The organism is Pantoea dispersa, from assembly GCF_035783935.1.
GTDB lineage: Bacteria > Pseudomonadota > Gammaproteobacteria > Enterobacterales > Enterobacteriaceae > Pantoea > Pantoea dispersa_C.
Genome location: NZ_JALKOV010000001.1, coordinates 785,510 through 808,085, shown reverse-complemented (window position 1 = coordinate 808,085; position 22,576 = coordinate 785,510). Strand labels below are relative to the sequence as shown.

The window sequence follows — 22,576 nt, the reverse complement described above, 5'->3', positions numbered from 1 at the left end:
GGATTGAGATGAAGAGCAAACGGTTAACGCTGGTGTTGTCGCAAACGGTGAGTCGCGTCATGCTGGATGACATTCGCGCCATCGTGCCGCCCGCCGCGCTGAATGTGTTCATTAATGGCTTAGATACGACTCACTACGCCACGCTGGACTGCGTGCAGAGTGAAGAAAACTGTGCGCTGCTGGCGTCGGCGATTGTGGTGTGGCGTCAGCTCGGCCATGTACATCAAATTCAGTATCAGAAAGGCGAACATCTGCGTCAGGTCGATGATGCCTCACAATTTCAGCTGTTCAGTATGATGAAAACCCATCGCGCGCTGATCCAGCTCGCATAACTTTCAGGATGATTATGAAAATCGGTCTGCTGTTCCCCATCGCCATTATCGTTGCCGGCGTGAGTTTTCTGGTCTGGTTTATTGCCAGCGGCGCGATGATGCCGGGCTCCTGATGCCGCCCCCGGCACAGAATGTCGCCTCTGTCGCGTCATTCTTGCCTTGACTGCCAGCGCCAGCCCGGCGCTGGCAGTGATAAAAAGGTGCGCTGCGTCCATCTGCTTCACTCTTCCTTCACATCAGTTTAACAAAACCGAGCGTGGAGCCCCTGCAAATGACCCTTCATCATCAACACTACATTAATGGCGCGTTTGTCGACGCGCACAACGATAAATGGATTGAGGTAATGAATCCGGCGACGGAGGCCCTGCTGTCGCGCGTGCCGCAGGGCAGCAAACAGCAGGCATCGGCAGCGATTGCCGCTGCTGAAGCCGCTCAGCCTGGCTGGGAAGCGCTACCGGCAGTGGCACGCGGTAGCTGGCTGCGCCGCATCGCCGCCGCGATTCGCCAGCGCGAGCCCGAGCTGACCGCCACGATTGTCGCGGAGGGTGGAAAAACCCAGGCGCTGGCGCAAACCGAAGTGCTGTTCACCGCTGACTACCTCGATTACATGGCGGAATGGGCGCGCCGCTACGAAGGCGAAATCGTCAACAGCGATCGCCCAAACGAAAACATCTTTGTGTTTAAGAAAGCGATTGGCGTAACCACCGGCATTCTGCCGTGGAATTTTCCCTTCTTCCTGATCGCCCGCAAGGCGGCCCCGGCGCTGGTCACCGGCAACACCATCGTGCTTAAACCGAGCGAGCTGACGCCTAACAACGCTGCCCTGTTCGCCGCCATTATCGACGACATCGGCCTGCCGGCTGGCGTAATCAACATCGTTTACGGCTATGGCCCGGAAGTGGGACAGGAACTGGCCGCCAACCCTAAAGTCGGCTTAGTCAGCCTGACCGGCAGCGTTAACGCCGGCATCGCCACCATGGCTGCCGCGGCGCAGAATGTGACAAAAGTGTCGCTGGAGCTGGGCGGTAAAGCGCCGGCGATAGTCATGGATGATGCCGATCTCGATCTGGCCGTAAAAGCGATTGTCAGTTCGCGCATCATCAACAGCGGCCAGGTGTGCAACTGCGCTGAACGCGTGTATGTGCAGCACGGCATCTACGATCGCTTTATCAGCGCCCTGACCCGCGCCATGCAGCAGGTGACAATGGGCGATCCGGCGCAGCATGCTGAGCTGGATATGGGACCGCTGATCAGCGCGGAAGCGCGCGAGCGCGTGGAGCAAAAGGTCGCTCAAGCCGTGGCGCAGGGTGGCAAGGTGGTGCTGGGTGGCAAGCGCGCCGGTGAACGCGGCTTTTATTTCGAACCGACCATCATCACCGGGGTGCATCAGCAAATGGCGATCATGCGTGAGGAGATTTTTGGTCCGGTGCTGCCGGTGATGCGCTTTGACACGCTGGATGAAGCCATCGCGCTGGCCAACGATTGCGACTATGGCCTGACCTCGTCGCTGTATACCCGCGATCTGAACACCGCGATGATCGCGCTGCGCCGGCTGAAATTTGGGGAAACTTACATTAACCGCGAGAATTTTGAAGCGATGCAGGGTTTCCACGCCGGCTGGCGCAAATCCGGCATCGGCGGGGCTGATGGCCGCCATGGACTGGAAGAGTATCTGCAAACGCACGTCGCCTATCTGCAGTTTGCCTGATGGGTGAACACCGGTGCGCAGCGCGCGCACCGGTTGCCCCTTAGCGTATCCGTTTCTGACTGCGCAGCAGCGCCATTCCGCTCAACAGTGACATCGCCATCAGATAGTAACCCGGTGCCAGGCTGGTGCCGGTGGCGCTGATCAGCAGCGTACAAATCAGCGGCGCAAAACCGCCAAACACCGTGACCGCCACGTTATAGCTAATGGCCATACCGCTGGCGCGGGTGCCCGTCGGGAACAGATCCGCCATGACGGAGGGCACGGTGGAAAAATAGACCGATTTCAGCAGCGCCATCCAGCACACCAGCACGATCAGCGTGGTCGGCGTGGTGTGATTCACCACCAGCCGGAAGGCCGGATAGATAGTGACCATCAGCAGGATCAGCGAGCCCCACATCAGCGGCAGGCGGCCAATCCGCTCCGCCCATAATCCCATCAGCGGCGTCACCACTGTCAGAATCACCCCGGCCAGCAGCGTGGCGGTAAAGGCCACCGAGCCGGGCAGATGCAGGTTTTTGGTTGCGTAGGTCGGCACGTAGTTGAGCATGTAGTTGACCGCCGTGGAGATCACCATCAGGCCGATCGCCAGCAGCATCAGCGCTTTCTGCCGGCCAAACAACCGCTTCAGCGGGGCCGCTTCCGGCGTCTGGGCGGCAAAGCTGGCGGGCTCATGCACGTGGCGACGGATATACAGCCCGAGCGGGCCAATCAGCAGGCCAAAGGCAAACGGAATACGCCAGCCCCACGCCTGAATCTGACCCTCGCTCAGAATCTGCGTCAGGCCGAGACCAAACGCCGAAGCCATCAGCGTGCTGGCGCCCTGGGTGGCGAACTGCCAGCTGGCGATAAAAGCTTTGCGCTCGGGAAAATGCTCGACCAGAAACGCCGTGGAGCTGCCAAATTCGCCACCGGCAGAAAAACCCTGTATCAGGCGCGCCAGCAGGATCAGCAGCGGCGCGAGCAGGCCGATGCTGTCGTAGCCCGGCATAAATGTGATGATGGCTCCGCCAAGCATCATCAGGTTGATGGAGAGCAGCAGCGCTTTTTTACGCCCGTGGCGATCGGCATAGTTGCCCAGCACCACCGCACCCAGCGGGCGAATCAGGAACGAGACGCCGAAGCTGCCAAAGGTCAGCAGCAGCGAGACCGACGCATCGCTGGTGGGAAAGAAGGCGTGGGCGATATAGCTGGCAAAAAAGCCGTACACCGCAATATCGAACCACTCCAGCGCATTACCGATGCAGGTCGCAAACAACGTTTTGTGCAGGTTAGGCTTCGCCCCGCTCAGCGGCGCGCTATGGCTGATGCTGCTCATGCATCACCTCCGGCATGGGCGCGATGTTGTGCTACCAGCTCCGTGCCGCGTTCCCCCAGCTCCCACAGCAGCTGCGTCATGATTTGCAGCCCTTCGCGGGCAATCGATTTCAGCATGTGCTCATTCACGCCGTGCTGACCGCAGGCAGGATACGAATGCGGCACCCACAGCGTCGGCAGCCCCAGAATCCCGGCGAACACCTCATTGGGCAGCGATCCGCCGAGGTTGGGCAGCAGCGCCGGTTTTTTGCCGCTGGTTGCCGCCAGGCTATTCAGCACCCAGTGCACCAGCGGATCGCTGGGATCGAGACGCGTGGCGGGTGAACCGCGCAAAAATTCAACCTCAACATCATGGAAGCCGTGCTGCGCCAGATGCGCGCTGACGTGCTGTGCCAGCCGCTGCCAGTCGGTACCGACCACAAAACGCAGCTGACATACCGCCGTGGCGCTGCCGGGGATGGCATTCATCGGCTGCGCCGGGTTGCCGGTGAGAAACGACAGCACCTCCAGCGTGTTCCAGCCGTACAGCCGTTCAGCGGGCGTCAGGCCCGGTTCGCCCCAGTTGGTGTCAATCGCGGGATCGCCTGGCATACCGCCGACCTCAATATCGCTGAGAATGGCGCGCACCTGCGGCGTCAGCGAGTCGGGCCGCAGCGCCGCAACCTGCAGCACACCCTGCGCGTCCACCAGCGTGGCGATGGCGCTGGCCAGCCGGGTGCCGGGATTGGTCAGCAGTCCGCCCCAGTTGCCGGAGTGATAGGCATTGTCGCGCGCGTTAATCGTCAGGCGAAAATTCACCGCGCCGCGCGAACCGAGGAACAGCGTCGGCCGCACGGCGTTAAGCCGCGGACCGTCTGAGGCAATGAACAGGTCAGCCTGCAGCAGCCCGGCCTGCTGCTGACACAACTGTGCCAGCCCCGGCGAGCTCACCTCTTCCCCCATCTCAAACAGCCATTTGCAGTTAAAACCGAGACGGCCGCCGCGCGCCTGGTATACCTGCTCGAGCGCCGCGAGATTGACGCAGTGCTGACCTTTGTTATCGGCGCTGCCGCGCCCGTACCAGCGATCGCCCTCTTCCACCAGCTGCCACGGCGACAGCCCGCTGCGCCAGTTTTCGTCATCACCGAATACCACATCGCCGTGGCCGTAACTCAGCAACGTCGGCAAAGCGGGATCTTCGATGCGCACCGCCACCAGAAATGGCCGACCTTCGGCATGTGGGTTGTCGATAAAGTGCAGCGTGAAGCCCAGCGCCTGCAGCTGGGGCGCAATCTCCTGCTGCAGATAGTCCTGCAGCGCCGCATCGCGATCGTCACGCTGGCTCTCGGTGCGCTGCGCCACGCGGCGCGCCAGGATACGTTGAAATTCCCCGCTGTCAAAATATGCGGTGGCCTGCCGGACCGCCTGTTGTGCTGTCATGTTTGCCCTGCCTGTTATTGGTATGGTGTTTTTTCATCTTTGCGGAAAGACAGCTTTGCCACAATTATCAATTTATCGAGTAAGATTTGCTTTTTAAGCAAAGCTGCGTTGCCCGATTTCGAGGCAGGCACGCAAGAGAGGCAGTGGCATGTTAAGCACCGAAATGCGTTATTTTCTCGCGGTGGCGGACTGCGGTTCGCTCAGCGCGGCCAGCGCTCAGCTGTTTGTGGCGGTCTCAGCCATCAGCCGTCAGATTCAGCGGCTGGAGCAGCAGCTGGGGGTAACGCTGTTTGCGCGCCACGCGCGCGGCATGGTGCTGACCGAAGCCGGCGAGATCTTTGCCCATCACGTGCGCAAAAATCTGCTGGATATGGAGTATGCGCTGGCGGAGATCAAAGGACTGAAGGCGGTGCGGCGCACGCTGATTCGCGTTGCCTGCACCGACGGGCTGGCGTTTACCCTGCTGCCCCGGCTGGTGGCGGCTTTTCGCCGCGATCATCCCGGCGTACTGTTTGACGTCCGGGTGGCGAGCGCGCAAAGCGTGGCTGAACTGCTGCGCAGCGGCGAGTGCGATGTAGCGCTGCAGTTTAGCCTGCACGCCGAGCGCGGCGTTGAGGTGGTGGGCTCATGGCCGGCACCGGTGCTGCTGGTGATGCATGACAGCCATCCGCTGGCGAACGCGCCGCAGGTGGCGCTGGCCGATCTCAGCCACTATCCGCTGGCGCTGCCGCAGCAAAATACCACGGTACGTCAGCTGTTCGAACTCGCCAGCCACATGAGCGGCCATGTGATCGAACCGGTGCTGACCTGCGACAACTTCTCCACCCTGTTCCATTTCCTGCTGCGCACGCCGCTGGCGGTGACCATCTGCAGCCGTTTCACCCTGCCGGAAGAGGCGCAGCAGCACGGTCTGGTGATGCGCGCGGTGAATATCGACCAGCTGAGCCAGCGCACGCTGCAGCTACAGATGCCATCAGGGCGGCACCGCAGCGCCGCCCTGAACCTGTTTCTGATCTTTTTGCAGCAGCAGCTGAGCGCGCTTACCGGGTGATATCCACCGGATAGAAGATGTGCTTGCCGAACGGATCCACCTGATAGCCGCTGACGGATTTACGCACCGGCTCAAAAATCGTCGAGTGCGCAATCATCACCGCGGGCATCTGGTCGTGCATCATCTGCTGCGCCTCGCGATACAGCGCCACGCGCTTGTCGTGATTCTGCTCGGCGCGCGCCTCGGTGATGATTTTTTCAAACGGCTGGTAGCACCATTTTGACGAGTTGGAGCCGCCGTTGGCCGAGGTGCAGCTGTACAGTGGGCCGAAGAAGTTGTCCGGATCGCCGGTGGCGGTGGTCCAGCCCATCAGCGCCGCCTGATGCTCGCCGCCCTTCACGCGCTTGAGGTATTCGCCCCATTCGTAACTGACGATGTTGGCTTTGATGCCCACTTTTGCCCAGTCCGCCTGAATCATCTCCGCCATACGACGGGCATTAGGGTTATACGGCCGCTGGACCGGCATGGCCCACAGCGAAATTTCGGTGCCTGGCTGAATACCGGCCTGCTGCAGCAGCGCTTTCGCCTGTTGCGGATCGTACGCGTAATCCTGCAGGTCTTTGTCCGCGCTCCAGACATCCGGCGGCAGAATATTTTTCGCCACCGTGCCGGTGCCCTTGAAGATGGCATCAATGATCGCCTGTTTGTTGATCGCCATTGCCAGCGCCTGGCGCACTTTCACGTTGTCCAGCGGCGCTTTGGTGGTGTTAAACGACAGGAAACCGGTATTGAGGCCGGATTTCTGCTCCAGCGTGATGTTCGGGTTGCGGCGCATGTTGTCGAGGTCGGCCGGGTTGGGGAACGGCATCACCTGGCACTCGTTTTTCTCCAGTTTGGCATAGCGCACCGAGGCGTCTGGCGTGATGGAGAACACCAGACGATCGATTTTGGCTTTGCCCTGCCAGTACTGCGGGAAGGCTTTGTAGAGAATGCGCGAATCTTTTTGATACTGCACCAGCTCAAACGGTCCGGTGCCAATCGGCTGCATGTCGACTTTTTCCGGCGTACCGGCTTTCAGCATCTGGTCGGCGTATTCCGCCGAGTGGATTGAGGCGAAATACCACGCCAGATCGGCGAGGAACGGCGCTTCGGCGTGGGCCAGCGTAATCCGCACCGTCAGGTCATCCACCTTATCAATACGGGTGATCAGTTTTGCCAGCTCCAGGCTTTCGAAGTTGGCATAGTTACCGCCCGAAACGGTGTGATACGGGTTTTTCACGTCGAGCTGGCGCATAAACGAGAAGATTACGTCATCGGCGTTGAGATCGCGCGACGGCGTAAACAACTTATTGCTCTGAAACTTAACCCCCTGGCGCAAATGGAAGGTATACACCTTGCCGTCCGGGCTGATTTCCCAGCGCTCCGCCAGGCTGGGCACCAGCTCAGTGGTGCCCGGTTTGAAATCCACCAGGCGGTTGAAAATCGGCACGGCGCTGGCGTCCACGCTGGTGCCCGAGGTGTAAAGCTGCGGGTTGAAGTTCTCCGGCGAGCCTTCAGAACAGTAAACCAGCGTCTTTGCCGAGACGCCGCCTGCAACCGCTAACCCCAGTGCGCTAAGCGCCAGTTTTCCTATCATCTTTTTCATCGTCTTCTCGCTTTTTATTGACTTCCATGAGCCAGCATCGGTATTTATTTCATAAATAACATGATTTAGCCGTCTGGCGAATCGCCAGGGGCACATTGCTAATAAGGAATTGTGATGACAGACCAACTTGCCCGGCAGCTGACCCAGCGTTTTTACCGTTATCTGGCGGTCTCCAGCCAGAGCGATGCCAAATCCAGCACGCTGCCCAGCACCCCGTCGCAACACGCCATGGCGGAACTGCTGGCGCAGGAGCTGCGCGATCTCGGTCTGCAGGATGTGGTAATCGATCAGCATGCCACGGTGACCGCCGTGAAACCCGGTAACCGGCCAGGCGCGCCGCGCGTTGGCTTCATCACTCACATTGATACCGTGGATGTCGGCCTGTCGCCGGATATCCATCCGCAAACCCTGCGCTTCAACGGTGACGATCTGTGTCTGAATGCCCAGCAGGACATCTGGCTGCGGGTGGCGGAGCATCCGGAGATCCTGCCGTATGTCGGACAGGAGATTGTGTTCAGCGACGGCACCAGCGTGCTGGGGGCCGACAACAAAGCGGCGGTCAGCGTGGTGATGACGCTGGTAGAAAACCTGCGTGGCGAACACGGTGATGTGGTAGTGGCGTTTGTGCCGGACGAAGAGATTGGCCTGCGCGGCGCCAAAGCGCTCGATCTGGAGACGCGCTTTAACGTCGATTTTGCCTGGACCATCGACTGCTGCGAACTGGGCGAAGTGGTGTATGAGTGCTTCAATGGCGCGTCCGCCGAGATTACGTTTACCGGCGTGCCGGCGCATCCGATGTCAGGCAAAGGCGTGCTGGTCAATCCGCTGCTGATGGCACACGATTTCATCGCCCGCTTTGATCGTCTCGCCACGCCGGAACATACCGCGGGGCGCGAAGGCTATATCTGGTTCAACGACATGCACGCCAACGCCAGCCAGGCGGTGCTGAAAGCATCGATTCGCGATTTTGATTTGCCGGGCTTTGAAGCGAAGAAGCAGCAGCTGGTGGACGTCGCCGGGGCCATCGCCACGCAGTATCCGACTGGCGACGTGGCGCTGAAAGTCAATGATATCTATAGCAATATCAGTAACGCGATTGGCGAAGACCGGCGGGCAATCGATCTGATTTTTGCGGCGCTGCAGCAGGTGGGCGTGGAGCCGAAAGTGATTCCGATGCGCGGCGGCACCGATGGGTCTGCGCTGTCGGCCAAAGGGTTACTGACGCCGAATTTCTTCACCGGCGCGCACAATTTCCATTCGCGCTTTGAATTCCTGCCGATCCCGTCGTTTGTGAAGTCGTATCAGGTGGCGGAAGCGCTGTGTTATCTGGCGGCTAAATAAGCGCGGTTGCCGGGAATCGGCGAAGATGCCTGACCGGCGGCTGCCGGTCAGGCTGATACACGCTTATTTGCTGACGCTGACGTCGATACCCGGGAAGAATTTCGCTGCCAGTTTGGTGACGGTGCCGTCGGCCTGAACTTTGGCAATGGCCGCATCCAGTTCACCTTTCAGCTTGCTGTCGCCCTTGCGCAGACCGAAACCGATGCCGGAGCCGAGAATGGTGTCGTCTTCGACCGGCTTACCGGCGAAGGCGAAACCTTTGCCCTGTGGCTTATCGAGGAAACCGGACTGACCGGCAGCGGACATCACCAGCGTACCGTCAAGACGGCCGGCGACCATGTCGTTGTACACCTGGTTCTGATCCTGATACGACGTGACCGTCACGCCCTGCGATTCCCAGTGCTTTTTCGCGTAGGTTTCCTGGATTGAGCCCTGCAGTACGCCGATGTTTTTTCCTTTCAGCGACGCCGCCGTCGGTTCCAGCTTCTCGCCCTGCTTCACAATCAGCATGGTAGGAATGCGGTAAATCGGGTTGGTAAAGTCGATACTTTTGGCGCGCGCTTCGGTGATGTTCATCGCCGAGTTGATGGCATCAAATTTTTTCGCCTGCAGCGCCGGAATCAGCGCATCAAAGCTGCTCTCAACCCATTTGCAGTCAAAATGACCCACCTGACAGATAGCTTTACCCAGCTCGATGTCGAAGCCTTCCAGCTCGCCCTGCGCGTTGCGGCTTTCAAACGGCGGATATTGTGATTCCAGGCCGTAGCGCAGGCTTTCCTGTGCCAGCGCCTGCACGGAAGTGATCATGCCCAGTGCGATAAACAGTGCGTTCAGTTTTTTCATTATTGTCCCCTAAATTACCCTTTAACCCGGCACAGCGCCTGCGCGCCGGCTTCGAGCGTTGCGTCGTCTTTAGCAAAAGAAAGGCGGATTAATTTATTGTCAGTGCCATCCATATAAAACGCCGACAGCGGAATGGTGGCCACACCGTGATCGACGATGAGACGTTTTACCATTTCACTGTCGCTTTCGTCACTGAAATGTCCGTAGCTGGCCAACATAAAGAATGAACCGGCGCTCGGTAACAGTCTGAACGGCGAATCCTGCAGCAGCGTCTGCAGCCGATCGCGCTTGGCCTGATAAAACGACGACAGCTGCAGATAGTTTTGCGGGTCCTGCAAATACTGCGCGAAGCCAACCTGCATCGGCGTATCGGCGGCGTACATCATAAACTGATGCACTTTGACGATCTCCGCCATCAGCGCGGCAGGCGCCAGCGCATAGCCGACGCGCCAGCCGGTGACGTGGAAGGTTTTACCAAAGGAGGACACCACCACGCTGCGCTGCGCCAGCTCGGGGTGCGTGGCCATGCCGCAGTGCGTCTGGCCGTCAAACACGATGTGTTCGTAGACTTCATCGGACAGCACCACGATGTCGGTATTCCGCGTCAGGGCGGCCAGCCGATCGAGATCGGCAGCATTCAGCACCTGTCCGCTCGGGTTGTGTGGCGTATTGATGATGATCATGCGCGTACGCGGCGTGATCGCGGCACGCAGTTCGTCCCAGTCAATGGCAAAATCCGGCACCTGCAGCTTGAGGCCGATCGGCGTCGCGCCCTGTAACCGTACCACCGGCGCGTAGCTGTCAAAGGCCGGTTCAAAGAAGATCACTTCATCACCCGGATGCACCAGCGCCGAGATCGCCATGTAGATGCCCTGACTGGCACTGCCGGTAATCAATACTTCGCTGGCGGCATCGTAGTGCTGGCCATACAGACGGTGCACTTTTTCCGCCAGCGCTTCACGCAGCGCCGGTAAACCGGTCATCGCGGCGTACTGATTATGGCCGTCGCGCATCGCCTGGCTGACCAGCGCCACCAGCTGCGGATCGCACGGGAAATTGGGCGCACCCTGAGACAGGTTGATGGCCTGGTGCTGGGCAGACAGCTGGCCGATCACGCTAAAAATGGTGGTGCCGACGTCCGGCTGTTTGGAGGAGAGCTTCACGCTGCTGTTCAGGGTCATCATTGCTCCACAGGTTGCATAACCACGTATCGTAAATAGATTTCTATTCAACGGCTCGGCGCTTGAGTCGACAAGCGAATTGTTGTCATAATAGCCATGATAAAAAATCATAGCTCGAGGCCGTTATGTCCCGCTCTGCTCTGCCGCTCAACGCCATTCATGCCTTTCTGGTTACTGCCCGTCATCTCAACCTGACGCGCGCCGCCAGTGAACTGTGCATCACTCAGGGCGCGGTGAGCCGCAAAATCGCGGCGCTGGAGAGCTGGCTGGGATTCGCCCTGTTTGAACGCCACGCACGCGGTCTGCGCCTTACCGAACAGGGCGCGGCGCTGCTGCCAGAGCTGCAGCAGGGGTTCAATCTGCTGGTCAATGCCACTGAGAAAGCCAGCCGTAGCAACGCCTCGATTCGGCTGAAAGCCCCAACCTGCGCCATGCGCTGGCTGGTGCCGCGTCTGGTGGCGCTGGAGCAGCAGCGGCCAGACATTCACGTGGCGCTGACCACCACGCTCGATCACGCGTCGCAGCTGGAAAACTTTGATGCTGCAATCGTGTTCGGCACGCCGCCCGCCGGTGCCATTCCGTTGTTTGCCGAGCGCCTGACTCCGGTGCTGGCTAGCAGCGTGACGGCACCGCGCGATGTCAGCGAACTGGCCAAATTCACCTTTCTGCATCCGACTGGCGATACGCGCGACTGGCAGCTGTGGCTGTCCGGCCAGGCGGTGCAGCTGCCGATGGCGCGCAATCAGCACTTCGCCACCATGGATTTGGCGATCAGCGCAGCGATTCAGGGTTTTGGCGTGACGGTGGCGGATATTACGCTGGTGGAGAATGATTTGGCGAATGGGCGATTAATCGCCCCGTTTGCCGCGAGTGTGGCAACCGGGGCGAGCTACAGCCTGTTACAGCGGGCGGAAAAAGATGCGCCACCGTTTTTGCCGCAGCTGGTGGCGTGGCTGTGTCAGCCTCAGAATGAAACCCACTCTTCACTGCTGGCCGGTTTACCCTGAGCGCCTGCGGCGCCAGATAACACCGGACGACGCAGCGCCGGGGCGGCAGCGGATGCCACGGTCTGGACGCGCGGCGCGCTGTCGGACAGACGGAACTTCGCCACCGACGCCTGCAGCTCTTCAGTCTGACGCTCCAGCGCGCTGGCCGCCGCTGACACCTGTTCCACCAGCGAGGCGTTCTGCTGCGTGACGCTATCCATTTCGGTCACGGCAGTGCCGACCTGCGAAATGCCCTTACTCTGCTCTTCCGACGCGGCAGCGATGTGTTTCATGATCTCGTTCACATCCTGCACCGACTTCAGAATGTCATGCATGGTGCTGCCGGCGCTGCTGACCAGCTCCGAGCCCTTCTCAACGCGTGACACCGAATCTTCAATCAGCGTGGCGATCTCTTTCGCGGCACCGGCGCTGCGCTGTGAGAGGTTACGCACTTCACTGGCCACCACGGCAAAACCGCGTCCCTGTTCACCGGCGCGCGCCGCTTCGACCGCCGCGTTGAGCGCCAGAATGTTGGTCTGGAACGCGATGCTGTTGATCACGCTGGTGATCTCGGCGATTTTTTTCGAACTGCCGGAGATGCCCTGCATGGTGGTGACCACTTCGCCCACCAGACGGCCGCCCTGCTGTGCGGTACCGGTGGCGGTCTCCGCCAGCGCGCTGGCCTGACGTGCGTTGTCGGCGTTGAATTTCACCGTGGCGGTCAGCTGCTCCATGCTGGCCGCGGTTTGCTCCAGCGCGGCGGCCTGCTCTTCGGTGCGCGATGAAAGGTCGTTGTTGCCGGCAGAAATTTCTGCCGCGCCGCGATAGATGTTTTCGGTACCGCTGCGGATGGCGCTGACCGCTTCACGCAGGCTGTCCTGCATCGCCCGCAGCAGCGGCACCAGTTTGCCGACGCAGTTGCGGCCAAATTCTTCCACCGGCTGGCTGAGATCGCCCTGCGCAATCACGGCGAAATGGCTGCGGATACGCTCCAGCGGCCTGACCAGCATCGCCACCAGGTAACGATCGGTGAACAGCAGAATCAGTAAGCCAAACACCACTGCCGACAGAATGATCACTTTGGTCATGCTGGTGAGTGTGTCCACGGTCACTCGGGTCTCATCCAGCTTGCTGCCTGCGGCCTGATTAAACGCCTCTGCGCTGGCACCAAACGCCCGGCTCAGCGGCGGCGTGACGTTATTGGCCTGCGCGCGCCACGCATCCAGCGAGCCCTGCTGCGCCAGCGCCACCTGCGGCGCGATACCGTCATCCAGCAGTTTCTGCCAGCTGGCGATGACATTGTTCACCGTCTCGCTGTCCATCGGACCTGGCGCCATGGCTTTGAACTGGGTTAACTGCTGTTTCATGTTATCCAGCGCCTGCTGCACCGGCGCGAACGCTTCCGCCGTCGGCGCGTTGCCGGCGGTGCGCCCTTCCATCACCCGCGACAGACGCGTGACCACGCGGAAATATTGATCGTTGCCTTTGCTGAGCACCGTCATCTGGTTAACCAGCTGACGATCGATTTCGTTGCCCTCGCCGAGCGCGTTCAGCGAGTGCACGCTGAAAAGCCCTACGCCGCACCATAACAGGCAGAAAAGCCCAAGAATGGACAGCATAACGGCGCGAATCGTGAAGTTTTTAAACATACCCATACATAATCCCCTGGTGTGAACGCTGGCAGCCCCGATAAAACAGGGCTCAGGGTATATATCGGCAGCGAGCCGGGAAAAGATAAATGTTTTGTAAGCTAATTAATTGCTGGATAGGCGAGACAGTGGAGCCTCTGACCGATCGTAAAATCAGTCAGATAGCGGTGAATTTGCCTTAAAAAAGCATTGATGCTTTTACATGATTAGCAGGCTCATTAAAGTTTAACGTGGCTGCGCATCATCAGGCGGAACAGACGCAGCCGTCCGCGCATGAAGCGCGCTTTCAGCACCGATTCTGCTTTACCCTCGTGGCCGAACGACAGCGTCAAATCCTCAGCCGGCCGCCATACCGGCCAGTCGGGTTCTCCGTCGAGCCGCAGCTGGTGGCGGAACTCGCTGGCATCACGGGCAAAGGTCACCCACCAGGCGCTGACGCGACCGGCAAAAGCGATATCGCGGGCGCTGTAGTGCCAGTCGCCCGGCGGCTGCAGTGTACTCAGCGTATTGAACACGTAAGGAATTTCGTTACCGTGCCAGGTGCCGTGCGGATAGAGATGACGCGCGTTCTCTGACACGTAGTCAAACCAGTAACGCCACGCGGGCATGCCGATACTGTGCTGCGACTGTGCCACCAGCAGCGGCATCACGGTAAACGCCATGTCGCGCGCTACCGCGCGGCCCAGCAGGCTGTCATCATGGATGTCGTACAGCCACTTCAGCAGACGATAGCTGAGGCGGCTTTTGCTGCGCAGCTGCTGTAACACGCTGCGGGCATCCACGCCGAAGTAGTCCAGCACGCTGGCTTCATCGCTGTTGCTGCCGATCATCAACGGTACACGATGCTGTTTGCCTGCCAGAAAGGTATCCAGCATCGGTTTGGGCAGCACCGCGTCGCCGCTGATGGCGACCGGGCCCAGCGCCAGCGGCCGTTCCAGCGGCCAGAAGCCGTCAGCGGGCAGCGCGCGTAACTGTTCCGCACTGGCATCCGCGGCCAGATCGAAATGCGCCGCCACCTGCAGGCCAGTCTGCTGCGCCTGCTTGTGGGGGACATCCGGCAGACTGTAGGCACTTTGTACAATGCCCTTATGAAACAGCCCTTCGGCCAGCGGCGAGCAGCACAGCGACAGCACGCTGCGCGCGCCGGAGGATTCACCAAACAGCGTAACGTTGTGGCGATCGCCACCGAAGGCCGGAATGTTGCGCTGAATCCACTGCAGCGCGGCGATCTGATCCAGCAGCGCAAAATTATTGACCACTTTACCGGGCGGATACTGAGCGTCGAGCGCCGGATGGGAGAAGAAGCCGAAATGGCCGAGGCGATAGTTGAGTGTCACCACTACCACGCCCTGCGCCGCCAGCGCTTTGCCCCGATAGGGATCGAGGCTGCCAGCGCCAATGCTGAAGCCGCCGCCGTGCAGCCACACCATCACCGGCAGCGGCGTGCTGGGTTCGACATCGGGCGTCCAGACATTCAGATACAGACAATCTTCGCTGAAGCGGCCCGGATCGCCGCCACCAGCCGCCACGCAGTAGTCCCGATTTTGCCAGCTGGCATCGCCCCATGTGGTGGCGTCGCGCAGCGTTTGCCACGGCACGACCGGCTGCGGCGGACGCCAGCGCAAAGCGCCAACCGGCGGCGCTGCATAGGGTATCCCCTTAAAGGTAAACAGTTCATCATCCATCAGGCCTCTGAGTTCACCTTCTGCCGTCATGATCCTCAGACGTCGTTCATTTTTCATTGCGGGTTCCTGGTAAAGCCTGATTCCATTATTTGCAGGCCTCAGTGGAATGTCTATGTTCTGCAAGCATTTGCAGATTAAGCCGAATAAGCGACCGATTCTTTGAACAACTTCATCAAATTTTTTGGTTAACTGCAGCGGCACATTCTGTTCTATGGTTGCAAGTTAACCTGGCGTGACGGAGAGACGCGATGTTTGCTGGCATCAATCAGCTGTTCACCCGGATGAGCGATCACCCGGATTTCGGTAAGTTGCTGTTACGCTTAACCTTCGGCGGGCTGTTGCTGTTTCACGGTGAGTTTAAGGCCATTCACGGCGTCGGCTGGATCGCCCATCTGCTCAGCGTCAAAGGCATGCCAGGTTTCATCGCTTACGGTGCTTACATCGGGGAAATTGTGGCACCCATCATGGTCATCGTCGGCCTGCTTACCCGCCCGGCGGCCTTTATCATTGCCGTCAATATGGTGGTCGCAACGCTACTGGTGAAAATGGGCGCGCTGTGGCATCGCACAGATGTCGGCGCCTGGTCGCTGGAAACGGAGGCGCTTTACCTGCTGGGTGCGCTGGCCATCCTGTTTTTGGGTGCCGGAAAATATACGCTGGTGCGCGACGCCCGCCTGCAATAATCATAAAAAAGAAAAACAGCCGGCCTGTAAAAGTGATCCTGTCACTTCTCAGGCCGGTTTTTTTACCCTTTATTCCTTCACGCCGCAGCGCGCCAGACTGCGCTGTTGCGTCTGCTGATACAGCGCCATCTCATCCTGCACGGCGGCGCCGAGCGCGGCTTCAAAATCAGCACGGCTGGCGTTGCCGGCGCTGCGCGCCTGGGTTTGATTGCCGAGATTGGACTGAAAAATACCGGCGGCGCTCACCGGCAGAAAATCTTCATAGACAATCGGTTCCGCCTGTAAACGTCCGGCGGCCAGCAGCTGCGCCACCGTTTCCCCGGCGCGCGGCGGCTGATGCTCGCCCTGCGGCGTCAGACGGTAGCGGAACCACGCCAGCCCCTGCTCGCGCAGCGTTTGCTCATCATCGGGAAAATCACGAAACACCGCGCTGAGGTGCTGCTGGTGCTGCTGGTTATCACTGCCGGTGCCGGCCTGGGCCAGCAGCCGGTCGTACAGCGCGCGGCCTTTGGGCGTAAGCGCCGCGCCGCGCTGCTCGATTTCACCGAAGCGCGCAGTATGGGTGCCAGGCGTGCCGTCATTAAAATGCACCGCTTCTTCCAGCGCTTTGAAACTGGTCTGGCGCAGCAGAATCGGCACCGCGCGCGGTGGCGGCCCTTCAATCAGCGTTTTCGGTTCAATTCCGCGCGATGGCATCAGCGCCTGCACGCGGTCGATGTCCAGCGTGCGCGGCGTCAGGTGATTGATATGGCAGCCGCGGAAGCACACCACGTCGGCGATCAGGCGATGCTGCTGGCTCAGCGCGCGGTAAGTGGCGCTGTCCACCGTGGTATGTGCATGCCAGCGAAAGGTTTCCAGCGCCTCTTTAACGAAGCGCGCGGCTTCGGCGGCGTTGAGACCGCCCTGCTGCTGATGCTGCGCAATCAGTGCCCGGCAGCCTGGGGTGAAGATGTCGCGCGCGGCGAGAATAGCCGCCGCCTTGTCGCGTAGCGCGGCATCATCAATCAGTTCCAGCCGCAGCAGCGAGGTAAACACGCGGAAGGGATTGCGCCGCAGCGCGCTGTCGCTCACCGGGCGAAAGGCGGTGGAGTGCACCGGAACGCCCGCCTGCGACAGATCGTAATAGCCCACCGGCTCCATTCCCATGACGGCAAACATTTGCCGCAGTGTACTCAGCTCAGCGGCCGTGCCAACGCGGATGGCGCCGTGGCGTTCCACGCCGAGCCGGCTCAGCTCATCGGCGGCGGCCAGACGGTTTTTCAGCGCCGGCTGGGCTTCTAAAGTACGTTCATTCACGGCGGTCACCAGCTGCGTCAGAGTGCCGTACTGCGGCACTTCCTGCTGGTACATGGCCGACATGGCCTGAGAGAACAGCGTGCGGATGGCATCGCGGGTGAGAAAGTTATCCATGGTCATCACCTTGGGCTAAAGGGTTGCTGCTACTGTAGATCAACCCTTTAGCGCCGGGTAACAATTTCGCGGAACTGTGATCGCCCTGTCACTCGCTGGCGCGCGGCTGGTCACCAAAGCGGCACTTCAGTACCAGCATGAGCGTGGTCAGCACCGCCGGTAACGCCAGCAGCAGGAAGATCTGGCTAAACGACCAGCCAAGCGATAGCAGCTCAGCGCCGACAAAGGCACTGATAATCGCGCCGATGCGGCCAACGCCGTGCATCCAGCTGGAGCCGGTGGCGCGGGCATGGGTGGGATAATAACTGGCGGACAGCGCGTTCATGCCGGTGTTGGCACCGTTAAAACAGAAGCCGCTGCAGAAGGCAATGGCGCTCATCAATCCCACCTGTGCCGGAGAAAATCCGAGCGCCACGATGGCGATGCCGCCGCAAAAATAGATAATCGCCAGCGCCAGGTTGGCGTTGATGCGGTCCATCAGCCAGCCGGCAAACAGGGAGCCGACGGTGCCGCCCGCCTGATACATGGCGGTGACAATGGCTGCTTCGGTAACTGACATGCCCAGGGTGTTGATCAGCGAGGGCAGCCAGCTGCCAATCAGATACACCAGAAACAGCCCCATAAAGTAGCCGCCCCACAGCATCAGACTGCCAAACAGGTAGCGCGGTGATACCACGGTGGCCACCGCGCCGTGACGCGCGACCGGCGGTTCGCTGCTCTGATAATGGCTGTCTGGCCGCACGCTGCCCGGCAGCATACGCTCCATAATGGCGTGAATGCGCGCGGCGGGCGCGCGCCGGCTGATGAGAAAGCGCACCGACTCCGGCAAACCGCGCAGCAGAAACGGCAGCACCAGCAGCGGCAGCACGCCGCCCATCAGCATCACCGAATGCCAGTCATAGCGCGGCAGCAGCCACGAGGCAGCAAAACCGCCCGAGGCAGCGCCGAAGGTGAAGCCGCAGAACACCACGGTGATGATAAAGGAGCGACGCCGTTCGGGCGCGTATTCGGCCACCAGCGTGCCGACGTTAGGCATCGCGGCGCCCAGCCCCAGCCCGGTGAGGAAGCGGAACAGCATCATCTGTTCGATGTTTTGCGCCATGGCGGTGGCCAGCGTCCAGATACCAAAAAACAGCACGCTGAGCAGGATCATCACGCGGCGGCCGTAGCGATCGGCCAGCGGCCCTGCCACCATCGCCCCGAGCGCCAGCCCGATTAGCGCCGCGCTGATGACCATTCCCAACTGATGATTGGTCACGCCCCAGCTGGCTTTCAGCGTTGGCGCAATGAAACCCATCAGCGCGATATCCATGCCATCCAGCGCGACCACCACAAAGCACAGCGCAATTAAGCGCTTCTGCCAGCTGCTTAGCGCGCTCTGATTGATGAGCTGGCGGACGTCAATGGCTTCAGCGCTGGTCACGGTACCACTCCTGCAGGATTATCACGATGGGGTCATCAGTTTTGGTAAAAAAAGCGGCGCTTATGATAGCGCATCGTTAACATTAACGGGCAGCATTTTTAAGTGAAATTGAGAATTATTCAACATTTAACCTGCTAACTTATTGATCGTATTCGTGAGTAAAAAGTGGTCTGCCGGTTTTTTTTTTATAAAACCAGGGAATACAGCCAGTTACTTATCACTGGCAGCGCAAGCGTTTTTGTTAATATAATTTTGCAGGTAAGTTAACAGATTCTTGACTGGCTACTTGCCGCAGGTCGCTCTTCCTCATTACGCTGGCGCTTATGGACAAAAATCATCTTTTTAATCAGCGCATTCGTCTGCGCCATTTACATACCTTTGTTGCGGTCGCGCAACAGGGCACGCTGGGTCGGGCAGCAGAAACCCTGAATCTTAGTCAGCCGGCCCTGTCAAAAACGCTGAACGAGCTGGAAGAACTGGCGGGAGCAAGGCTGTTTGAGCGTGGCCGACTCGGCGCGCAACTTACTACGCTGGGTGAACAGTTTCTGACGCACGCGGTAAAGGTGCTGGATGCACTCAATCATGCCGGACAAAGCTTTAATTCGCCGGTAACCGGGCGTCCGGTGGTGATTCGCCTCGGCGCGCTGACTACGGCCGCGATGGGCATGCTGCCGCAGATTCTCGATCGCTTCCATGAACAGCAGCCCAACACCACGGTCCAGGTAGCCACGCTGCACAATAATGTGCTGCTGGCGGGATTGCGTGCCGGGGAGTTTGACATTGGCATTGGCCGCATGGCGGACAGTGAGATGATGACCGGCCTGACCTATGAATTGCTGTTTCTGGAGTCGCTCAAACTGGTGGTGCGACCGGAACACCCGCTGCTGAGTGACAACGTCACTCTGTCCCGCGCCATGCAGTGGCCGGTGGTGATTTCGCCGGAAGGCACCGCACCGCGACGTATCGCTCAGCACATGCTGGATGAGCAAGGCTGCTCGCTGCCGGGCAACTGTGTCGAAACCTCTTCCACTTCGCTGGCCCGCCAGCTGGCGCTGCGTTATGACTATGTATGGTTTGTGCCATCCGGCGCGGTCAAAGAAGATTTGAGCCACAATGCTCTGAGCGCGCTGCCGATTGCATCGCCCGGACCTGGCGAACCGGTGGGCATTATCACCCGCAGCGGCCACCCGCTTTCACTCAGCGCGGAAGTGCTGATGGCCACCATCCGCAAATTTCACAGCTAACGGCTGCGTTTGGCGTGGCGTTCACGATTGTCGAGGCGCGCGCGATCGGTTTTGCGCAGGCCGACATATAACGCGCCTGCGCCGCCGTGCTGCGGTTGCGCGCTGCAAAAGGTCTGAACGTCGTCAAACTGGCGCAGCCAGCGCGCCACGTAGCTGCGCACAATATTGGCGTGCGCTTCATCATCCCGCCCTTTGCCGTGAATGATCAGCAGATTGCGCAGCCCCTGCTTGCGCGCCTCTAACATAAAGCTGAACAGCGATTGCCGGCAGGTCTCCACCGGCTGACGTAGCAGGTTGAGGCTGGCGTCCAGCGTATATTTACCCAGGCGCAGCTTGTCCAGCACGCCCTGCTGAATGCCGTCGGCTTTATATTCCAGCGGCGTATCGCGTGGGATGATCTCCAGAAAGCCGCGCGTCAGGAAGTTTTCCGGTGCGTCGTCACGCACGGCCGGGCGCGGCGCTTTGGTCGACGGCGCGCGCAGCCACTGGGTGTTGGCGCAATCTTTTAACGGCGTGACATCACCCATGGCATCGCGGAAAAGGTCGTCATCATCAAGGTTCATGGTGTTTTCCTCACGCCTGGTGGTGAAGCGGGCGCAACATGCCACCCGCAAGCACAAGAGTAGCAAAGGTTAACGGCTATCACACCCGGCACTTTTTGCGCTGCATCAGGTTGTGTCCGGATGTAAATATGGAAAGAAAACGTTCCAGATCAAAAACCAGCAGGTAATCGGCAGACATCAAAGCCGCGAATACCCAGCATTTGTGCGGTTTTGATCATTATTACTGCTCGGATGAGTTCACATGACAAAGAAAAATGTTAAAATTGACGACAGTCAATAATCATCGAGCGTACCTATATGATCCCGGAAAAACGCAGCATTCGACGAATTCAGTCTGGCGGTTGTGCCATCCACTGTCAGGATTGCAGTATTAGCCAGTTGTGTATTCCCTTCACGCTGAACGAACACGAACTGGATCAGCTGGACAATATTATTGAACGCAAAAAGCCGATTCAGAAAGGCCAGACGCTGTTCAAAGCCGGTGATGAACTGAAATCCCTTTATGCCATTCGTTCCGGCACCATCAAAAGCTACACCATTACCGAACAGGGCGATGAACAGATTACCGGTTTCCATCTGGCCGGCGATCTGGTGGGCTTCGACGCCATCGTCAGCGCGCATCATCCCAGCTTTGCGCAGGCGCTGGAAACGGCGATGGTGTGTGAAATCCCGTTTGAGACCCTCGACGACCTGTCCGGTAAAATGCCGGCGCTGCGGCAGCAGATGATGCGTCTGATGAGCGGCGAGATCAAAGGCGATCAGGACATGATCCTGCTGCTGTCGAAGAAAAACGCGGAAGAGCGTCTGGCGGCGTTTATCTGGAACCTGTCGCGTCGCTTCGGCCAGCGCGGTTTCTCGCAGCGTGAGTTCCGCCTGACCATGACGCGCGGCGACATCGGTAACTATCTGGGACTCACCGTCGAAACCATCAGTCGTCTGCTGGGCCGTTTTCAGAAAAGCGGGATGCTGGCGGTGAAAGGCAAATATATCACCATCGAAAACCACGCGCTGCTGGCTGAACTGGCCGGCCAGACCGATCAGGCAGCGTAATCGCCTGCCGGGTCAATAAAAGTTATTTTATTGATCCGGCAACAACTTTTCCGCTTCTGCCCTGCGCCATCTTAGGCTATCTTTAATCCAACTTTGCTTTGGTTTGAGGAGAGTGCCTTATGTCCCGGTATCAGCATATTCTGGTGGCGATTGATGCTCAGCAGGACGACCAGCCCGCGCTGCGGCGTGCGGTGTATCTCAATCAACGTATCGGCGGAAAAATCAAAGCCTTCCTGCCTATCTATGACTTCTCCTATGAAATGACCACCCTGCTGTCGCCCGACGAGCGCGCCAATATGCGCAAAGGGGTGATCAGCCAGCGCACCGAATGGATCCGCCAGCAGGCCCAGGCGTATCTGGAGGCCGGTGTAGAAATCGAGATCAAAGTGGTCTGGCACAACCGGCCGTATGAAGCCATCATCCAGGAAGTGCTGGCGCATAAGCACGATTTGGTCCTGAAGATGGCGCACCAGCACGACCGTCTGGAAGCCGTGATTTTTACCCCCACCGACTGGCACCTGTTGCGCAAATGCCCGTGCCCGGTGTGGATGGTGAAAGATCAGCCGTGGCCGGAAGGCGGCAAAGCGGTGGTGGCGGTAAACCTCGCCAGCGAGGAGCCGCATCATGATGAACTCAACCAGAAGCTGATCCGCGAAACCACGCAGCTGGCCGAAATGGTGAATCACACGGAGGTGCATCTGGTGGGCGCCTATCCGGTCACGCCCATCAACATTGCTATCGAACTGCCGGATTTTGATCCCAGCGTCTACAACGATGCCATTCGCGGCCAGCACCTCGTCGCGATGAAAGCGCTGCGCCAAAAATTTTCCATCGGTGAAGAGTTCACTCACGTGGCAAAAGGCCTGCCGGAAGAAGTCATCCCGGACATTGCTGCGCACCTCGACGCCGGGGTTGTGGTGCTCGGCACCATTGGTCGCACCGGTCTGTCAGCCGCGTTCCTTGGCAATACCGCTGAACAGGTGATCGACCACCTTCGCTGTGATTTGCTGGCGATTAAGCCGGATGATTTCAAATCGCCGATTGACCTCGACGATGAGGAAGATGACGAAGATTAAATTAAACGGGGCGGCCATGATGAGCCGCCCCGG

Annotated in this window: 20 protein-coding genes; 10 read left to right on the top strand and 10 right to left on the bottom strand. The window is 59.4% G+C overall.

From position 1 onward, the window contains the following. Nucleotides 1–8: 8 nt before the first annotated feature. The 3 genes from MXF20_RS03955 (at nt 9) to aldA (ending at nt 2,040) form a co-directional block, all read left to right on the top strand. The gene (locus tag MXF20_RS03955) at nt 9–332 is read left to right on the top strand and encodes a hypothetical protein (protein WP_325967747.1); all 324 of its coding nucleotides are present in this window, start codon (nt 9–11) and stop codon (nt 330–332) included. 14 nt (nt 333–346) lie between these two features. Next, nucleotides 347–445, top strand: a complete 99-nt coding sequence (locus tag MXF20_RS03950; RefSeq protein WP_021313714.1) for a YoaK family small membrane protein — start codon at nt 347–349, stop codon at nt 443–445. A 158-nt stretch (nt 446–603) separates the two neighbouring features. After that, on the top strand, nt 604–2,040 hold the full coding sequence (gene aldA / locus MXF20_RS03945) for an aldehyde dehydrogenase (protein WP_325967746.1): 1,437 nt from the start codon (nt 604–606) through the stop codon (nt 2,038–2,040). A gap of 40 nt (nt 2,041–2,080) precedes the next feature. On the opposite strand, the gene MXF20_RS03940 is transcribed toward aldA, so the two are convergent. Together MXF20_RS03940 and MXF20_RS03935 are read right to left on the bottom strand one after the other, a co-directional pair. Beyond that, the gene (locus MXF20_RS03940) at nt 2,081–3,355 is read right to left on the bottom strand and encodes an MFS transporter (protein WP_325967745.1); all 1,275 of its coding nucleotides are present in this window, start codon (nt 3,353–3,355) and stop codon (nt 2,081–2,083) included. Then, nucleotides 3,352–4,773 carry a M20 family metallopeptidase gene (locus tag MXF20_RS03935; RefSeq protein WP_325967744.1) on the bottom strand — a complete coding sequence of 474 codons (1,422 nt, stop codon included), beginning with the start codon at nt 4,771–4,773 and terminating at the stop codon, nt 3,352–3,354. Before MXF20_RS03935 ends, MXF20_RS03940 begins: the two co-directional genes overlap by 4 nt. Nucleotides 4,774–4,921: 148 nt before the next feature. Here MXF20_RS03935 and MXF20_RS03930 point away from each other — a divergent pair, with 148 nt between their 5' ends. Continuing rightward, a complete protein-coding gene (locus tag MXF20_RS03930) occupies nt 4,922–5,824 on the top strand; it encodes a LysR family transcriptional regulator (protein WP_325967743.1) in 903 nt (300 codons plus the stop codon). Here the strand turns inward: MXF20_RS03930 and MXF20_RS03925 are convergent. Continuing rightward, nucleotides 5,814–7,409, bottom strand: coding sequence for an ABC transporter substrate-binding protein (locus MXF20_RS03925; protein WP_325967742.1), 1,596 nt, complete (start codon nt 7,407–7,409; stop codon nt 5,814–5,816). The two genes, MXF20_RS03930 and MXF20_RS03925, sit on opposite strands and share 11 nt — an antisense overlap. Nucleotides 7,410–7,523: 114 nt before the next feature. Between MXF20_RS03925 and pepT the strand changes: the two genes are divergently transcribed. Then, entirely contained in the window at nt 7,524–8,750 is a 1,227-nt protein-coding gene (gene pepT, locus MXF20_RS03920; protein ID WP_325967741.1) for a peptidase T, read from the top strand. A gap of 63 nt (nt 8,751–8,813) precedes the next feature. Here the strand turns inward: pepT and MXF20_RS03915 are convergent, their stop codons facing one another. Together MXF20_RS03915 and MXF20_RS03910 are read right to left on the bottom strand one after the other, a co-directional pair. Continuing rightward, entirely contained in the window at nt 8,814–9,593 is a 780-nt protein-coding gene (locus MXF20_RS03915) for a transporter substrate-binding domain-containing protein (RefSeq protein WP_021506096.1), read from the bottom strand. Nucleotides 9,594–9,607: 14 nt separating this feature from the next. Beyond that, the gene (locus MXF20_RS03910) at nt 9,608–10,774 is read right to left on the bottom strand and encodes a methionine aminotransferase (protein ID WP_325967954.1); all 1,167 of its coding nucleotides are present in this window, start codon (nt 10,772–10,774) and stop codon (nt 9,608–9,610) included. 125 nt (nt 10,775–10,899) lie between these two features. On the opposite strand from MXF20_RS03910, the gene MXF20_RS03905 reads away from it, so the two are divergent. Then, complete coding sequence (locus tag MXF20_RS03905) at nt 10,900–11,781, top strand: LysR substrate-binding domain-containing protein (RefSeq protein WP_325967740.1); 882 nt, start codon at nt 10,900–10,902, stop codon at nt 11,779–11,781. Here the strand turns inward: MXF20_RS03905 and MXF20_RS03900 are convergent. Next, complete coding sequence (locus MXF20_RS03900) at nt 11,739–13,415, bottom strand: methyl-accepting chemotaxis protein (protein WP_325967739.1); 1,677 nt, start codon at nt 13,413–13,415, stop codon at nt 11,739–11,741. The two genes, MXF20_RS03905 and MXF20_RS03900, sit on opposite strands and share 43 nt — an antisense overlap. Nucleotides 13,416–13,627: 212 nt before the next feature. Further along, nucleotides 13,628–15,151, bottom strand: coding sequence for a carboxylesterase/lipase family protein (locus MXF20_RS03895; RefSeq protein ID WP_325967738.1), 1,524 nt, complete (start codon nt 15,149–15,151; stop codon nt 13,628–13,630). Between the two features lie 191 nt (nt 15,152–15,342). Here MXF20_RS03895 and MXF20_RS03890 point away from each other — a divergent pair, with 191 nt between their 5' ends. Further along, nucleotides 15,343–15,777, top strand: a complete 435-nt coding sequence (locus MXF20_RS03890) for a DoxX family protein (protein WP_058769762.1) — start codon at nt 15,343–15,345, stop codon at nt 15,775–15,777. Between the two features lie 69 nt (nt 15,778–15,846). Here MXF20_RS03890 and MXF20_RS03885 read toward each other — a convergent pair whose 3' ends face one another. Together MXF20_RS03885 and MXF20_RS03880 are read right to left on the bottom strand one after the other, a co-directional pair. After that, entirely contained in the window at nt 15,847–17,187 is a 1,341-nt protein-coding gene (locus tag MXF20_RS03885) for a VOC family protein (RefSeq protein WP_325967737.1), read from the bottom strand. Nucleotides 17,188–17,275: 88 nt separating this feature from the next. Next, on the bottom strand, nt 17,276–18,610 hold the full coding sequence (locus MXF20_RS03880; RefSeq protein WP_325967736.1) for an aromatic acid/H+ symport family MFS transporter: 1,335 nt from the start codon (nt 18,608–18,610) through the stop codon (nt 17,276–17,278). Nucleotides 18,611–18,933: 323 nt separating this feature from the next. Here MXF20_RS03880 and MXF20_RS03875 point away from each other — a divergent pair, with 323 nt between their 5' ends. Then, complete coding sequence (locus MXF20_RS03875) at nt 18,934–19,854, top strand: LysR substrate-binding domain-containing protein (RefSeq protein WP_325967735.1); 921 nt, start codon at nt 18,934–18,936, stop codon at nt 19,852–19,854. On the opposite strand, the gene smrA is transcribed toward MXF20_RS03875, so the two are convergent. After that, complete coding sequence (gene smrA / locus MXF20_RS03870) at nt 19,851–20,417, bottom strand: DNA endonuclease SmrA (RefSeq protein WP_325967734.1); 567 nt, start codon at nt 20,415–20,417, stop codon at nt 19,851–19,853. The genes MXF20_RS03875 and smrA overlap by 4 nt on opposite strands. A 297-nt stretch (nt 20,418–20,714) precedes the next feature. Here smrA and MXF20_RS03865 point away from each other — a divergent pair, with 297 nt between their 5' ends. Beyond that, nucleotides 20,715–21,467: an FNR family transcription factor gene (locus MXF20_RS03865; RefSeq protein ID WP_031279133.1), complete on the top strand. Its 753-nt coding sequence runs from the start codon at nt 20,715–20,717 to the stop codon at nt 21,465–21,467. A gap of 119 nt (nt 21,468–21,586) precedes the next feature. Next, nucleotides 21,587–22,543: a universal stress protein UspE gene (uspE, locus tag MXF20_RS03860; protein ID WP_262263839.1), complete on the top strand. Its 957-nt coding sequence runs from the start codon at nt 21,587–21,589 to the stop codon at nt 22,541–22,543. Nucleotides 22,544–22,576: the final 33 nt, after the last annotated feature.